A 16,493-nucleotide genomic window follows, 5' to 3' on the forward strand; every position below is an offset into this window, starting at 1 on the left:
CGGAAGCATCAAACTCAACCCCACAATAAACGCCACCCAACGATCAAGACAGCTGACAGCACCATAAATAGCACCCAGCCGCCGTGCATCAAGCGAATCGTTGCGTCGATGTGGGCAACCCGCAGCGCCTCCAACGGCTCGCCCAGCGTCGCACGGTGCGATACCTCACCGTAATAATAATTAGTGCCGCCCAGCTGTACACCGAGCAAACGTGCCACCATGGCTTCCGGCCAGCCAGCGTTGGGGCTGGGGTGGCGCGGTGCCTCACCGCAGGTGTTACGCAATGCGCCCCGCCAGCGCAAACGTAAAACACCCGAAACACTTAACAGCAGCCCCGCCAACCACAGACACAAGGCCGTCAAGCGTGCTGGTAGCCAGTTGGCCACGTCATCCAGTTTGGCCGAGGCGTAGCCAAAATCGTTATAGCGCGCATTGCGGTAACCGACCATTGAATCCAGCGTATTCACCGCCTTGTACGCCAGCGCCAGCGGTGCGCCGCCGATCAGGGCAAAAAACAGCGGCGTCGTAATACCATCGACGGTATTTTCCGCCACGGTTTCCACTGTGCCACGGGTGATCTCGGCTTCATCCAGGCCCTGGGTATCGCGCCCCACAATCATGCCCAGCGCTTGCCGGGCTGCAGGCAAATCACCTTTGGCAAGCGGAACAGCAATAGCGCGCCCTGCCTCGGCCAGCCCTTTAATCGCCAGCGTCGTGGCTAACAGCCATATCTCGGCGGCAACACCAAGCCATGGGTGCAGCGCGGTTAACAGTGCCAGCACCAGCCACGCAACGCTAAAGGTCCCCAGCACGATAACGGCAGTGAGTAAAAACCCCAAACGCCAGCGACGCTTGGCAGCGCCCTGGTTCCAGCGTTTTTCCAGCGCACTGATGCCACGGCCGATCACCACCACCGGGTGTGGCAGCGAACGCGGATCGCCGACGATCAGGTCGATCACAATCGCCACGGTCACCCACAAAAGAATAGCGGGAAAATAGTCGCTGAACGGCATCATTGGCTGGTTTTATCGCTAACGCCCGCATCGGCGAAGGTGGCCATCTCATTGAGCATCCCGGCAGCCGCCTGGAGCAGCGGGAATGCCAGCGCCGCGCCACTGCCTTCACCCAGCCGCATGCCAAGCGCCAGCAACGGTTGGGCATCAAGTGCTTCCAGGGCCGTGGCATGGCCGGGCTCTTCTGAGCGATGGCCAAACACCAGATACCCCCGCACCGCCGGGCATAGCCGACACGCCACCAGTGCAGCCACCGTGGCGATAAACCCATCGACAACGATGGGCAACCGATGCGCCGCTGCGGCTAGATAAGTGCCGACCATGGCAGCGATTTCCAGCCCGCCGACTTTCGCTAGCACGTCTAAAGGGTCATTGGGGTCGGCCTGGCGTACCTGAATGACGCGTTCGATAACCGCCACCTTATGCGCTTGCTGAGCACTATCGATACCGGTGCCGGCACCCACCACCTGGGCCACTGGCGTGCCGGTCAATACCGCCAGCATGGCGCTACTGGCGGTGGTATTGGCAATACCCATTTCGCCGACGATGAGGCATTTAGCGCCTGACTGCTGAGCCCGCTCCACCGCGGCAGTGCCTACCTCAATCGCTGCTAGGGCTTCGTCACACTGCATGGCATTTTCGAGTGCCATATTGTCCGTACCCTGACGCACCTTGGCGTGGGTCACGCCAGGCATGGTTAACGTAGACGCAACGCCCACATCGACGATCTCGACATCGGCGCCAATCTGCCGGGCAAACACATTAATCGCCGCCCCGCCGCTGGCGAAGTTGGCGACCATCTGCGCGGTCACGGCCTGGGGAAACGCCGACACGCCTTCTTCAGCCACGCCATGGTCGGCGGCAAACACCAGCACGCTGGTAGGCGTTACCCTGGGCATTAGCTCGCCAGTGATGGCGCTAAGTTGAATCGCCAAGGCTTCTAGCTCGCCTAAACTACCAGGGGGTTTGGTCAGCGTATCCAAGTAGGCGCGCGTATGCTCAGCAGCATCACGGTCAATGGGCTGAATACGGCAAATCCACTCAGAAACGATATCGGACATGGCAGGCTCCAAAGCGGGCTAAGAAAAGGCGCTAAATGGTAGCAGACCCGTTATGCGTTTACCTGCCCCACTGTTCATTGGTGACACAGTAGAAAAAAGCTAGAGACTTAACTCACTTCAATCTCGTAACCCGTGAATTTACGCAGATTAATCACACCGCTATCAAGGATCAAATACTGCCCCTTAATCCCCTGTAACACGCCGTCTACCCGGGGGTTTTTATCAAAGTTATGGGAGACGACCTTACGTGGGAAATCGCTCACCGGATAAGTAAAAGTGTGCGCGCTCGCTTCTAGCGGGCGAATCGCGTCATCGCCGTGTTCCGCTTTGAGCTGATTTAGGCCGCTTTCCAGCTGATTGAATAAACGATCACGCTCGGCTTTCAAATCCAACGGCTCAACCTCACCTTTCAGCATCGCGCGCCAATTGGTGCGGTCACTCACCTGCTCTTTGAACAACACCTCGACAAACCCGGCCTGTTGGCGTGTATCGACTTCCAACATTGGCAACGCCTGGATGGCGCCTTGGTCTAGCCAGCGGGTCGGCATTTGGGTTTTGCGGGTAATCCCAACCTTCACTCCCGAAGAGTTGGCCAGATAAACAATATGTGGCTGAAAACAGTGCTGCTTGGCCCACTCGGGCTCGCGGCAGGTACCCTGGAAAAAGTGGCAGGTTTCCGGCTTCATGATGCAGGTATCACACTGGGCTAACCGCTTGAAGCATGGGTAGCAATACCCTTGGGCAAAGCTCTTTTTCGTCGCGCGCCCGCAGTGGGTACAGGCAATCGCACCGCTCCACACGAGCGTTAGAGGCTGGCCTAACTTGTCATTCAAAGCGAGCTGTTGATCACCCGCCCGCAAGGCGTAGTTCACCGGTAGCTGAGCGTTGGCCGCGGGCTCAATCGCCATTTTGCGCAGGCAGCCGCGCAGCGCTTGGTTACTCATTCCCTAATACCTTTTTCTCGTCTATATCATGCGCATCCACGGCGGCGTTAGTTGCCGGTGGCATCCTTGGCAAGCCCAGCCATTTCCGGCGAAACCCCCTCCCCCGAGGCACCGGCGCCACAGGTGCGCTGCTCTAGGTAGCCCACGCGATTCTCTTCGGATACGTTGTTTTCCGCCTCATAGCGCATGACGGCCTCTAAGCAGAGTTCGGTTTGTTCCGGCGTCAAATAGCGGCCATCTGGCCATTTACGTAACGATACCGCTTGCTTCAAGCTTTCATAAATGGCCGGGGTCATCTGATTAATCATTTTATCGAAGGTCATATCGCTCATTGCGTGCCTCTTAACGGTTTTTCAAACGCTGAGATGAATAATACCAGCCTGTGACAAGCCCCACGAGTAGACCGCCCAAATGCGCTTCATTCGCGACGTTGCCAAAACCCACGCTGCCCGCCATATCGGTCATGGTGAACACCATCCAACCGAGCATAAACACCACCAGCATGGTGGGAACAAAAAAGCCGCTTTCGGGCACGCGGCGCGACATCAACCACACATGCCCTAAAAGTGCGTAAACCACGCCCGACATGCCGCCAAAAAGCGCCGTGCCGGTGGCGTACTGTGCAAGATTCGCGCCCACGCCTGCTACGATTAATAGGAGTAGCATCGTACGGCTACCCTGGAGCATTTCTATTTGACGGCCGAAGTACCACACCCACATCAGATTAAAAATCAGGTGCATCCAGCCAAAATGCAAAAAGGCTGGCGACAGCAAACGCCACACCTGACCGCTACTTAACGTGTCCGATAGCGAGCCAAACACCAACTCATCGTTGGCAATACCAATCGGCACGACGGTCAAGCCCACAATCAGCAAGTCACCAAATAAGCCGATTAAGGCAAACACCAAAAGGCTTAATACAATCATCGCCGCTGTCACGGGTACGCGCTTTAACGCCGGTAGCACGTCGGCACTGCGTTGAGCACGCCCCCGAGATGGGCGTGACAGTATAAGCGGCTCGCCTCTTTCCCAGCGCTGAACTAATGCTTGTAACTCAACGTGCTGATTAGGGTCAGCCACCCAAATTAACTGGCCATCGGCCTCAGCCGTAATGCGATGCCCGATACGGTGCTGCCAGAGAGCTTGGCGTAGTGCCTGCGTATCGGCATCGTGAGGCAAGAGCATGACGGGATGCATGTTGGTATCTCCCTATTAACTAAAGCGGCTCGACCTTGAAGCGTCACGCCAAAACGTTTACACCATCTTACCGTATCGAGTACCGAGATCAGATAGGGACTTAACAGACAAATCGCGTGCGTGATAACTAAAAAGTGGCGTTGGTGTGCTGTGCCGACGCAATGAACGGCGTATCAAAACGGCTATTTTTTCTGTTTACACGACAGCTAGCGGCCATCGTCAGCACCAATCTAAGTCATAGGTAACGCCCCTATGCCCCACCATGCAGCATGTGCGTGGCTATAACACGCATCCCCCGCCAACATGAATAACGGTAACCAGCTGATAAAATTAATAAAATATTTTATTGGCCACTTTTTTGCTTATACCTACTAGTAATGGTAGGCGTGGACCAGGCCCAAGCGGGTACGAGTGCGTCGAACCTGACCTTCAATGGCGAAGGCATGTTCTCGTAAACCGACGACGCCGCATGATTCATACGCGGCGTGTTGATGTTGATCTCGTCACTCGACCCGTGAGGCCACCCCATGGATATTCGCAACAAAGCCAACCGCATTCGGTTGCTCAATTTCTCCACGCCGCAGATGCGCGCGTTCCACTTTTCTTGGTTTGCTTTCCACCTCTGCTTCTTTGGCTGGTTCGGTATTGCCCCGCTCATGGCGGTGGTGCGTGAGGATTTAGCACTTACCCAGACGCAAATCGGCAACACGATTATCGCCTCGGTGGCGATCACCGTCATCGTGCGGTTGCTGATTGGCGTGCTGTGCGACCGCCTCGGGCCGCGTAAGACTTACTCAGGTTTATTATTGCTAGGCTCGATCCCCGTCATGGGCATTGGCCTGGCCGATAGCTTTGAAACCTTTCTCATCGCACGCCTGGCCATTGGCGCCATTGGCGCATCGTTTGTCATCACTCAGTACCACACTTCCATTATGTTTGCGCCTAACGTGGTCGGCACGGCCAACGCCACCAGCGCAGGCTGGGGGAACCTAGGCGGCGGCACCACGCAGATCGTGATGCCGCTGATTTTTGCCGGCATGTTGATGCTGGGGGTTAACGAAGCGCTGGGCTGGCGGTTAGCCATGGTGGTACCGGGCGTTGTGCTGTTCTGCACCGGGATTGCCTACTGGCTGTTTACACAAGACGCACCTGACGGCAACTTTGACGAGCTGCGCGCCCGCGGCGAGCTACCTGAAGCCAGTGGTGAAAACGGCGCATTACAATGCTTTATGGTAGCGGCGAAAGACATTCGAGTCTGGGCGCTATTTGTGGTGTACGGCCTGTGCTTTGGCGTGGAGCTGACCATCAACAACATTGCCGCGATCTACTTCTTCGATAATTTTGATCTCACACTCGCCACTGCCGGGGTGATCGCCGGGCTGTTTGGCTTGATGAATATTTTTGCGCGCACCCTGGGCGGCGTGTTTTCTGACCTGTTTGCCAAGCATGGCGGGCTAAAGGGCCGCGTGCGTTGGCTGTTGGTCGCCCTAATTTGCGAAGGGGTTGCCCTGATTGCGTTTTCACAGATGCACGTATTAAGCCTGGCGATCGGTATCATGCTGGTTTTCAGCTTGTTTGTGCAGATGGCCGAAGGCGCCACCTACGGCGTAGTCCCGTTTATCAATAAAAAAGCGCTGGGCGCAGTTGCCGGCATCGTGGGCGCGGGCGGCAACGTCGGAGCAGTCTCTGCCGCCTTCTTATTCCGAAGCGAAAGCCTAACCTACCAGCAGGGCCTCTTTTACCTAGGTTTGGCCGTACTGGCCCTGGCCTCAAGCGTCTTACTGGTACGCTTCAGCGATGCTCAAGAAACCGAAGCGGCCATTGCCTACCGCGATGCGGTCGGTGAGGACACCGGCGCCGGTGCGCTCTCGTTACGCTAAACACCGCCTGTTACACGGCGCCTGCTGCGCACGTCTCTGGACGTGCGCAGCACATGGAGGTAAGCCACAAGGAACTGCATTATGTCTTCAGCTCAACAGCTACCGTTAACCGCCAAACGTTGCGATATCGACAACCTCACCCATCTTGCGACCATTTGTGAAATTGTCGGCGATATCAGTCACTTTATTCACATGTTGCAGCGTGAGCGAGGTGCATCGACGATTTTTTTAGTCTCTCAGGGCGAACGCTTTAAACAGCGTCGCGCCACGTATCAGCAGCATAGCCAAGATGCCGAAGCGCTAATGCGCCGCCGCCTGGAAACGTTAAGCGAAGAAGTTCGCCCTCAGGCCGCCGCACGCCTGCTACGGCGTATTGCCACCGTGTGGTACGCGCTCGATGAGCTCAGTACGCTGCGCCACGCCATTGAGACATTCGCCATTACACCAGATGCCGCCACCCAAGCGTTTAATCAATTGACCAGCGGTTTGCTAACCATTGTATTTGAAGCCGCCGATACGGCCATCGACCCGGATATCACCCGCGCCCTGGTGGCTATTTTTCACTTGATGCAGGGGAAAGAGCTGGCCGGACAAGAGCGCGCCTGTGGTGCTTTCGGCTTTACCCAAGGGCATTTTGACGATGCCCACAGCTCGCTACTCGCGCACCTGATCACTGACCAACAGCGCTGCTTTGATACTTTTGTAGAATTTGCCACACCCGACGCACAACAACGCTGGCAGCAAGAGTTATCGCACCGCACGCTCTCCAGCATCAGCCAGCTGCGCGATATTGCCTGCCAGCGCGCGTCGCATCCTGATACGCCAGAGTCAGCGTCGATGGGTGAAGCTTGGTACGAGCTAACGACGCGCCGCATTGATAGCATCAAACGTGTGGAAGATGCGCTCAACGCTCAGCTCGCCGCGCTGTGCCATGAAAAAACACATCAAGCCAGCGCGTTGCTGGAAAAAGCCAAAGCCGAATCTTGCGCCAACACTCCAGCGCCCTGCGAGCAGCTGCTGGCATTAAGTCATTCAGAGCCGCTGGGCGATTTGACCGCCAACGCACTTAATTCTCCGCTTGGCCGTTCGCTGATAGAGCTCACCCAGGCGCAGTCCAGCCGCTTACAGGGGCTGAGCGATGAACTAGAAAATACCCGCAAAGCACTACGCGAACGCAAACTGGTCGAGCGGGCCAAGGGCCTGATCATGGCCCACCAAGGTATGAATGAAGAAGACGCCTACCGTTTCCTGCGCACCACCTCGATGAACAAAAGCAAAAGCATGGCCGATATGGCCCAGTCGATTCTTGACCTATCCCCCATGCTTAACCGCAAAGAAGACAGTCACTGACTGTTCCACCCTATTCGTTTGCAGGCTTACGGTTTGCATAACCGCGCTCACTTAGCCATGCTTAGAGGCCATTGATGGTTAACCGTAAGGAACGCAAACGATGCATAAAAGCGTATTACTGATCACAGGAGCCTCTAGTGGAATCGGCGCCGCCACGGCGCGTGCTGCTGCTAGGGAAGGCTATAAACTGGTGCTAGCCGCCCGATCAACGGACAAACTCACCGCGCTTGCCCAAGAGCTAGGGCCAGAAAACGTGCTGGTCTGTGCGCTCGATGTCACCCAGATGGATGACCAACGCGCCATGGTCAACGAAGCGTTGGAAACGTTTGGCCAGATTGACGCCGTCTTCGCTAACGCCGGATGCGGCGGCACACCTGGGGGCTTCAGCGAGGCCGACCACGAGCGCTGGAAAGACATGATTCTCACCAATGTTTACGGCGTAGGACTTACCCTTCAAGCCTGCTTGCCGGCGCTCAAACGCAGTAAAGGCCATGTACTCCTCACCGGTTCTGCAGCGGGCCGCGCAACCATTCCCGGCTCTATGTACAGCGCCTCGAAGTGGGCAGTGACCGGTATCGGCTATAACCTGCGCGAAGAACTACGCGGTACCGGCATGCGAGTAACGCTGATTGAGCCCGGCATGGTCGATACCCCGTTCTTTGACGAACCGCCCGAGCATGCGCTGGCAGACCGCGATATTGCCAATGCGGTCATTTACGCGCTATCGCAGCCTGCCCATGTTGACGTTAACGAAATGTTGATTCGCCCCACCCCACCGCTGGCATAACACGATTTCAACGGTCACGGCGGTGCTAAACGGGCATATCGCGGGGAAAATCTCAAACCTCGCCGACATAGCGCGCTTGGTTCTCAGCGGATGCCGGGCTTACCGAGACCCGTTGCACTACGCTGCCCACCACAATCAAGCAGGGTGACGGCAAAGGGAGTGCAGCGAGTTTTTCCGGCATATCAGCAAGCGAACCCACCAGCGATTGCTGCTCGGGCTTGCTGGCATTGGCTACCAGCATAATCGGCCACGCATCCGGCAGCCCCGCCTGGCGCAGGCCGTGACAAATCACCTCGACCTTGGAAAGCCCCATGTAAAACACCAGGGTTTCATCCTTGCGCGCCAGCGCCGCCCAGTCCGGGGTGCCGTCTTCTCGGCATAGCTGGGCGGTGATAAAGCGCAGCTGTTGGGCATGGCCGCGATCGGTCAGCGGAATGCCCATACAGGCGGCAGCAGCAGAGGCCGCGGTAATACCCGGCACAATGGCCGCAGGTACTTGGGCGGCGGCCAGGGCATCCAGCTCTTCGCCCATTCGCGCAAAGAACGCCGGGTCGCCGCCTTTGAGGCGCACCACCGACTTCCCTTCGCCCACCAGCTTAACCATTAAGGCGCCAATTTCATTCTGGGGAACGCTATGATGGCCACGGGACTTTCCCACGTAGTAGCGCTCGCTGCCTTTGGGAATCAGCGCCAGCACATCATCGCCCACGAGGCGGTCATACACCACGGCGTCCGCCTGCATCAGCAGCCGTGCGGCTTTGAGCGTTAATAGCTCGACATCGCCACTACCGGCGCCGACCAAATAGACCTGTCCGGCGCGGCACTTATCCAGCCCTCCCTGCAGCGGCACATATACCTCGTCAGCATGCCGTGCCGATAGGGAGCAAGCGCGGTGCGACAAGCGCATAAAAGCGTTAAACCACTTCAGAATTAGGGGTTTGCTTAGCGCGGGCATTGGGCCGTTCCTCTTCAACAAGTGATGTCTCAATAAGTGATTTCAATTCGGGAATACAGCTACCGCACTGGGTGCCGCAGGCGAGTCTAGCACCCAACGCTTCTACGCAGGTGTCACCCTCTCGGATGGCATTAATGATGGCGGTTTGGCCCACTTGATGGCAACTGCATACCACCTGGCCGGTATCCGCCGCACCGTCGTTGCAACCTGCCAGCAAACGGCGACGGTGGCTATCGCTCAGTACCGCCTCGTTAAATCGCGCTTGCAGCCACGCTAACCCTGGCAACTCTTTGGGCGGGCCGACCATCAGCCACCAGCGCAGCTGACCGTCTTCCACACAGGCGGCGCGCAACCGCCCGTTAGCGGAGTCTTGGCTGACGACGGATACGGCGCCGGGTAGCCAGGTTTCAAGCTGTGCTAACCAACCGGCCATCGGCTGGGTATCAGACAGTTGCCAGCGCTGCAAGCCGCGCATGGGAATTCGCGTCCAGTAGGCGCTTTTGGTCCAAGGGGTTGATTCAACGGCCCCATCGGCGACCAGCAGCGTAGCCTGCCAGTCATCGGCCAGGGGCGCCAGCGTCACAGCACCGTGTTTCGATTCCGGCTGGCCGGAGAGTGGATCCGTGATGCTGTCAATCAGCGCGCTGCTTCTCGCCAGCCGGGTGAAGCAATCCGTCCAGTGAATAGGCACAAAGATCTCACCGCGGCGCTGGGCATTGGATACCCGCACCCGAGCGCGAAACTCGCCTTTTGCGGCGGTCAACACCGCCAGCCCTTGATCCACCACCCCGGCAGCATGGGCGTCCTCCGGGTGTATCTCCATAAACGGCTCGGCGCGGTGGTTCATCAACCGCGGTGCGCGGGCGGTACGCGTCATGGTATGCCACTGGTCGCGTATCCGCCCGGTATTGAGACGCAGGGGGTACGAAGGGCTGAGCGCTTGCTCGGGCCCACGCGGCGTAATCGGCAGTAGCTTGGCGCGTCCATCAGACGTAGCGAACTGGCCATTTTCAAATAGGCGCGCTGTTCCATGCGGGGCCTGGGCGTTCACCGGCCACTGAATCGGCGTAAGCGCGTCGTAGCCGTCGCGACCCAAACCGACCAGTCCCGAAATGTCGAACAACCGCGGGATGGTAGCGGTATTCTCAAAGCCCGAAAGCCGTGCATGCTCGTCGAATATTTCGCTGGGATGGGTGTAATCGAACGCCTCCGTAAAGCCCAGCCGTTTGGCCACATCGCAGATGATCTGCCAGTCGTGGCGGGCCTCGCCGGGTGGCGGCAACATGCCCCGCTGGCGCGAAATACAGCGCTCGGAATTGGTCACCGTGCCGTCTTTTTCAGACCATCCGGAAGCGGGCAGCACAATGTCGGCGTAGGGCAGCAGGTCGGTATCCGCCGCACACTCCGAGACAATCACCAGCGGGCACTTTTCCAGTGCGGCGCGCACGTGGACTGCATCCGGCAGGCTAATCGCCGGGTTGGTCGCCATCACCCACAGCGCTTTTATCTCGCCGCGCTCGATGGCATCAAACAGCTCAACGGCTTTATAGCCTGGGCCATTCGGCAGGATCGGCGTCAGGCTGTCGGTGGCCCAAAAGCGGCTGACCAGCTCCCGCGCGCCGGGTGTCTCGTAATCCATGTGCGCGGCCAACTGGTTGGCCAGGCCGCCCACCTCGCGCCCACCCATGGCATTGGGTTGGCCGGTGATCGAGAAAGGCCCTGCCCCCGGCAAGCCGATTTTGCCGCCCGCCAAGTGGCAATTAATAATCGCGTTGCACTTGTCAGTGCCGCTGGACGACTGATTGATCCCCTGGGAGTAAAGCGTGACCACATGCAGCTGGCTGGCGAACCAATAATAAAATGTTTCCAGCCGCTCGGCATCCACCTCACAGGCAGCCGCCACCTCAGCGACGGAACGGGCCGACTGCTGGGCGGCGCTTAACGCATCATCAAAGCCTCGGGTATGGCGCTCAAGATACACCGTGTCCAGCTTGTTTTTGGACGCCATCCAGGCCAGCAGGCCGTTGAACAGCACCGCATCGGTGCCGGGTTTTACCCCCAGGTAAAGATCGGCAATTTCGCAACTGTCGGTCACGCGGGGGTCAATCACCACCACGCGCATCAGCGGATTACGCTCTTTGGCGACCTTGATACGCTGATAAAGCACCGGGTGATTCCAGGCCAGGTTGGACCCCACCACCACGACCAGTTCAGCCTCTTCCAAGTCTTCATAGTTACAGGGCACCGCATCGGCACCGAAGGCGCGTTTGTACCCCGCCACCGCCGAGGCCATGCACAGCCGCGAATTGGTATCCAGATGCGGCGTGCCCAAGAAGCCTTTAAACAGCTTATTGGCGACGTAATAGTCTTCGGTCAGTAATTGACCGGAAAGATACGCCGCCATGCACTGGTGACCGTGATCATTGCGCAGTGTGGTCAACCGTTCAGCGGTCGCGTCTAACGCCTGCTCCCACGAGACCTCCTCGCCATCCACACGCGGCTTGATCAAACGGCCCTGATCGCCCAGCGTTTCGTGCAGCGCTGAGCCTTTGACACACAGCCGCCCGAAGTTAGCCGGGTGCTCGCGGTCGCCCTCGACCGCGCTCAGCGTGCCCGCCTCAACGGTTGCCGTCACGCCACAGCCAACGCCGCAATAAGGGCATGTGGTTTTGGCTTGCTGCATCGTTTTGGTCTGCTGCCCTGCTTTTGCCCCTCGCATAGCGACTCCTCGGGTCGTACTTGAACGCCTTATATACATATATAAATGCCTGGCATAAAAAACGCCCAGTCCCGTTCTCTAAGGCGCTATATAAACGCATTAAGAGAAGAGGGCTGGGCGTCGTTGCTGCAGCGCACCTTCGTCGGTGCAAAATTTACTTTAATTCAAACAGCTACACATTTTCTAACGGCTAGTTATTTTTCGAGCGGCTTTGGAATTGTTCTCTGCCATCGCCTAGCAATGAGCGCTTATCCCTTGTTAACTCACTTATTGCCTTGGTAGCCGCAAGAGCCAAGCCGACAACCGCACTATTTAAAAATAACAAATTAAAAACAAATAGTTAAAGAATAAAAAAATCATCACGCAGCGTGCTTTTTGGCACTCTGTGCACGCTAAATGACATATGAGAGTGCGCAACTTGTCCTTTTCGCACCATCACTGTGCAGCCCACTCTAAGAGCAGGGCTACTGATGATCTATTATCTATATCTAAGCGGCTGACGTTATTGAATAAATATTGATTAATGACCAGTTGGCCAGTTCTTTGCTTGGAACAACGTAAGGTTTTAATCAGCTGGCGGCCAATGGCGGCGGCCACGCGTTAAACAACGCACCGGGCAACGACGCCCCTGCTGCGCTTTCTTTCTGCAAATTGCTGAACTGAGGGTGCGACAGGGGCGTTTTTTTGTTTGGTGCTCAAGAGCCGCAACGACAAGAGGAGCCACCCATGGAAAGCTTTTCCCGGTGCTCACCCGATGACCACTTGGTCATTATCGGTAACGGCATGGCCAGCCACCGTTTAGTGGAAGCGCTGGTCAATCACCCCCATCGCCCCAGGGCAATCACCGTGGTTGGGGAAGAGCCGGTGCCCGCTTACAACTGCATTCTGCTTTCGCCGTTGCTTGCCGGTGATATGCAACCAGAGGCACTAACGCTTCGCGATGCCGACTGGTATCAGGACAACGATGTAACGCTCAAGCTGGGCGAACGCGTCGAGACCATCGACTGTGACAGCCGCACGCTGTTAACCGACGCGGGCCAGGCCATCCATTATGACCGGCTGGTACTGGCCACCGGCTCAAGCCCGGCGCTGCCCAACGTGCCGGGCATTGAGCTTGATGGCATCCATGGGTTTCGTGATCTGGAAGATGCCGACGCACTGGAAGCCATTGCCCGGCAAGGTGGCAACGCACTGGTCATTGGCGGTGGCCTGTTGGGCCTGGAAGCCGCCGAAGGACTACGCAAACGCGGCCAGGGGCTAGCGGTAAGCGTATTACAACGCAGCGAGCGGTTAATGAACCGCCAGTTGGACGCCACCGCCGCTGGTCTGCTGCAAGATACCCTGGCGGCGCGCGGGCTTAATATTGTCACCCGTGCTCAACTGGCGAAGCTTGAAGGTGACCCTACCGGTCGCGTCTGCGCTGCCGTTCTTAATGATGGACGCCGACTCGCCACCGACAGCGTGATTATCGCCGCCGGCATTACCCCCAACGCCGAATTGGGCCAACGGGCCGGCCTTACCACCGACCGTGCCATCAAGGTAGACCGCCAACTCACCACCTCCGATCCGCATATTTTTGCGCTGGGCGAGTGCTGTCAGTTTGAAACGCATACCTATGGCCTGGTCGAGCCTATTTGGCACCAGGTCGAAGCGCTGTCGGCCGCGCTTTGCGGCGACGCAGACGAAGGGTATCGAGAGGCACCCACCGCCACCAAGCTTAAAATCAGTGGCGTGTCGCTTTACGCCTTTGGCCCCACCGAGGCGGCGCCGGAGCACGACGAACTTTGCTACCACGACCTGGAATGCGGCGACTACCGCCGACTGCTCCTGCGCGACGGGCGCATAGAAGGCGCGGTTCTCTACGGCGACACCCAACACGGCCCCTGGTACTTCGAACAGGCGCTGGCCGGTCACGACCTAAGTGCCTGTCGCCAGGCGTTGCTGTTTGGCGCCGCGGACGTCAATGCGCTGCAAGCCGCGCAGGCGTCACCCCAAGATACTCAACCCCCGACTTCAGAGGCGGCTTAACCATGTCTACCCCAACAGTGAATGCCAGCAACAATGCCGACAACACGGCAAACCCAGCGAAACTCATCATTATTGGCAACGGTATGGTCGGCCACCATCTAGTCGAGCAACTCGTTGATAGCAGTGCCCTTGAGCACTATCAGGTCACCGTATTTGGTGAAGAGCGCCACCGCGCCTACGACCGGGTGCATCTCTCGGAATACTTTAGCGGTCGCGACGCTGAATCGCTCGCCCTGTGCGAGGCCGACTACTACGCCACCAGCGGCGTCACGCTGCGCACTGGCGAGGCCGTGATCGAGATTGATCGCGACTCGCAAGACGTAGTGACCGATCAGGGCCGTTACCCCTACGACAAGCTGGTACTGGCCACCGGTTCGTACCCTTTCGTACCGCCGATTCCCGGCAATGACCGCGACGGCTGCCTGGTGTATCGCACGCTGGATGACCTGGACAACATTCGCGCGGCGGCGGAAAACGCCACCAACGGTGTGGTCGTCGGCGGCGGACTGCTCGGTCTGGAAGCCGCCAATGCGCTGCGCGGCTTGAACCTGGATACCGCCGTGGTCGAGTTTGCCTCACGGCTAATGCCCATGCAGGTAGATACCGAGGGCGGCGAGCTGCTGCGCGAAAAAATCGAAGCGCTGGGGGTTCAGGTGCTTACTGAACGGGCGACTCAGCGCATTGAAGACGGTGACGCAAGCCGCCACCGGATGGTATTCCAGGACGACAAGGTGCTGGAAACCGACCTGATCGTGTTTTCGGCGGGCATTCGCCCCAGGGATCAATTAGCTCGCGAGTGCGGCCTTGAGATCGGCGAGCGCGGTGGCGTGGTAGTCGACGACCAATGCCAAACCAGCGACCCGGCCATCCTCGCGATTGGTGAAGTCGCGCTGTGGAACCAAAGCATCTTTGGCCTGGTCGCCCCTGGCTACCAGATGGCCAAAACCGCGCTTTCGACGCTGACGGGTGGCGATACGCAGTTTGGCGGCGCCGATATGAGCACCAAGCTAAAGTTGCTGGGTGTGGATGTGGGCTCTATTGGTGACGCCCACGGCAACCAGAACCCCAGCGCCCGCATGTTTCGCTACCTCGACCCGCTCACTCAGGTGTACCGCAAGATGGTGGTAACGAGTGACGGTAAAAAACTGCTGGGGGCCATGCTAGTGGGTGATAACAGCACCTACGACACGCTACTGCAGTATTACGCCAACGGCATTGAGTTGCCCGATGAACCCGCCGCATTGATTCTACCGCAAAGTAGCGGCGCAGCGCCTACGCTAGGCCCTGGTGCGCTGCCAGAAACCGCCACCATCTGCTCTTGCCACAACGTCTCTAAGGGCGATATTTGCACCTCCATTGATGCGGGTGCGATAGATTTAGCTGGGGTGAAAGACGATACCAAAGCCAGTACCGGCTGCGGTGGCTGCAGCGCGCTGCTCAAAAGCGTGGCCGACCATGAGCTGGAAGCCCGCGGCGTGGACGTCGACAAATCGATTTGCGAGCACTTCACCCATACCCGCCAAGAGCTTTACGACATTGTGCGCGTGGAAGGCATCAAAACCTTCAGCGAGCTGATCAACAAGCACGGCAACCAGGACACCCACCGCCTGGGCTGCGATATCTGCAAACCCGCGGTGGCCTCGATTCTGGCTTCCTGCTTTAACGAACCGATCACCGACGCGTCGCATATTTCCTTACAGGACACCAACGATACTTTTATGGCCAACATGCAGAAAAACGGCACCTACTCGGTGGTGCCGCGTGTGGCCGGTGGCGAGATCACTCCAGACAAACTGATCGTGCTCGGCGAAGTGGCCAAAAAATACAGCCTCTACTCCAAGGTCACCGGCGGCCAGCGTATCGACCTCTTTAGTACCCGCTTGGAAGACCTGCCGGATATATGGAGCGAGCTGATTGCCGCCGGTTTCGAGACCGGCCACGCCTACGGTAAATCGCTGCGTACGGTGAAATCCTGCGTGGGCAGCACCTGGTGCCGCTACGGTGTGCAGGACAGCGTCGGCATGGCGATCTGGTTAGAGAACCGCTACAAGGGGTTGCGTTCACCGCACAAGATCAAGTTTGGCGTTTCCGGCTGCACCCGCGAGTGCGCCGAAGCCCAGAGCAAAGACATCGGCATTATCGCTACCGAGAACGGCTGGAACTTATATGTCTGTGGTAACGGCGGCATGCGCCCGCGCCACGCCGAATTGTTCGCCACTGACCTGGACGACGAGCAGCTCTACCGCACTATTGACCGCTTCTTGATGTTCTACGTGCGCACGGCCGACCGCCTGCAACGCACCTCGGTGTGGCGCGAAAACCTCGACGGCGGCCTGGACTACCTCAAAGAGGTGGTTCTTGAAGACAGCCTGGGCATTAACGATGAATTAGAACACCAGATGCAAAGCGTGGTGGATACCTACCAGTGCGAATGGGCCGACGCGATCAGCGACCCGGAGAAACTCAAGCGGTTCCGCAGCTTCGTTAACGACGAGCGCCCGGATCCGTCGATCATTATGACCTCCGAGCGCGGCCAGCTACGGCCCGCTTAAGCAATTC

The 16,493-nt window shown here is 58.0% G+C and carries 12 protein-coding genes; 5 read left to right on the plus strand and 7 right to left on the minus strand.

Going from position 1 to position 16,493, the window contains the following annotated elements:
- Positions 1 to 14: 14 nt before the first annotated feature.
- The 5 genes from cbiB to M8006_RS13585 all read right to left on the minus strand — a co-directional run bounded on the left by cbiB (position 15) and on the right by M8006_RS13585 (position 4,215).
- A complete protein-coding gene (cbiB, locus tag M8006_RS13565; RefSeq protein WP_250083102.1) occupies positions 15 to 1,016 on the minus strand; it encodes an adenosylcobinamide-phosphate synthase CbiB in 1,002 nt (333 codons plus the stop codon).
- Positions 1,013 to 2,074: a nicotinate-nucleotide--dimethylbenzimidazole phosphoribosyltransferase gene (cobT, locus tag M8006_RS13570; protein WP_250083104.1), complete on the minus strand. Its 1,062-nt coding sequence runs from the start codon at positions 2,072 to 2,074 to the stop codon at positions 1,013 to 1,015. Before cobT ends, cbiB begins: the two co-directional genes overlap by 4 nt.
- A 107-nt stretch (positions 2,075 to 2,181) precedes the next feature.
- The gene (locus tag M8006_RS13575) at positions 2,182 to 3,018 is read right to left on the minus strand and encodes a DUF2797 domain-containing protein (RefSeq protein WP_250083106.1); all 837 of its coding nucleotides are present in this window, start codon (positions 3,016 to 3,018) and stop codon (positions 2,182 to 2,184) included.
- A gap of 47 nt (positions 3,019 to 3,065) precedes the next feature.
- Complete coding sequence (locus M8006_RS13580; protein WP_250083108.1) at positions 3,066 to 3,350, minus strand: YeaC family protein; 285 nt, start codon at positions 3,348 to 3,350, stop codon at positions 3,066 to 3,068.
- Between the two features lie 10 nt (positions 3,351 to 3,360).
- Positions 3,361 to 4,215: a rhomboid family intramembrane serine protease gene (locus tag M8006_RS13585; RefSeq protein WP_250083110.1), complete on the minus strand. Its 855-nt coding sequence runs from the start codon at positions 4,213 to 4,215 to the stop codon at positions 3,361 to 3,363.
- A 527-nt stretch (positions 4,216 to 4,742) separates the two neighbouring features.
- Between M8006_RS13585 and M8006_RS13590 the strand changes: the two genes are divergently transcribed.
- From M8006_RS13590 to M8006_RS13600, 3 genes are all read left to right on the plus strand, one after another.
- On the plus strand, positions 4,743 to 6,095 hold the full coding sequence (locus M8006_RS13590) for a NarK family nitrate/nitrite MFS transporter (RefSeq protein ID WP_250083112.1): 1,353 nt from the start codon (positions 4,743 to 4,745) through the stop codon (positions 6,093 to 6,095).
- A gap of 81 nt (positions 6,096 to 6,176) precedes the next feature.
- Positions 6,177 to 7,445 (plus strand): nitrate regulatory protein, encoded by a 1,269-nt coding sequence (locus M8006_RS13595; RefSeq protein WP_250083114.1) that lies wholly within the window; start codon positions 6,177 to 6,179, stop codon positions 7,443 to 7,445.
- Positions 7,446 to 7,545: 100 nt separating this feature from the next.
- Positions 7,546 to 8,232 (plus strand): SDR family oxidoreductase, encoded by a 687-nt coding sequence (locus M8006_RS13600; protein WP_250083116.1) that lies wholly within the window; start codon positions 7,546 to 7,548, stop codon positions 8,230 to 8,232.
- 52 nt (positions 8,233 to 8,284) lie between these two features.
- On the opposite strand, the gene cobA is transcribed toward M8006_RS13600, so the two are convergent.
- Positions 8,285 to 9,187: a uroporphyrinogen-III C-methyltransferase gene (gene cobA / locus M8006_RS13605; RefSeq protein WP_250083118.1), complete on the minus strand. Its 903-nt coding sequence runs from the start codon at positions 9,185 to 9,187 to the stop codon at positions 8,285 to 8,287.
- Positions 9,147 to 11,906, minus strand: coding sequence for a nitrate reductase (locus tag M8006_RS13610; RefSeq protein ID WP_250083122.1), 2,760 nt, complete (start codon positions 11,904 to 11,906; stop codon positions 9,147 to 9,149). Before M8006_RS13610 ends, cobA begins: the two co-directional genes overlap by 41 nt.
- Positions 11,907 to 12,632: 726 nt before the next feature.
- Between M8006_RS13610 and M8006_RS13615 the strand changes: the two genes are divergently transcribed.
- The gene (locus tag M8006_RS13615; RefSeq protein WP_250083124.1) at positions 12,633 to 13,934 is read left to right on the plus strand and encodes an NAD(P)/FAD-dependent oxidoreductase; all 1,302 of its coding nucleotides are present in this window, start codon (positions 12,633 to 12,635) and stop codon (positions 13,932 to 13,934) included.
- Positions 13,935 to 13,936: 2 nt separating this feature from the next.
- On the plus strand, positions 13,937 to 16,486 hold the full coding sequence (gene nirB, locus M8006_RS13620) for a nitrite reductase large subunit NirB (RefSeq protein WP_250083125.1): 2,550 nt from the start codon (positions 13,937 to 13,939) through the stop codon (positions 16,484 to 16,486).
- Positions 16,487 to 16,493 lie beyond the last annotated feature (7 nt).

It is taken from the genome of Halomonas llamarensis (assembly GCF_023555005.1).
In the GTDB taxonomy this organism is placed as follows: domain Bacteria; phylum Pseudomonadota; class Gammaproteobacteria; order Pseudomonadales; family Halomonadaceae; genus Vreelandella; species Vreelandella llamarensis.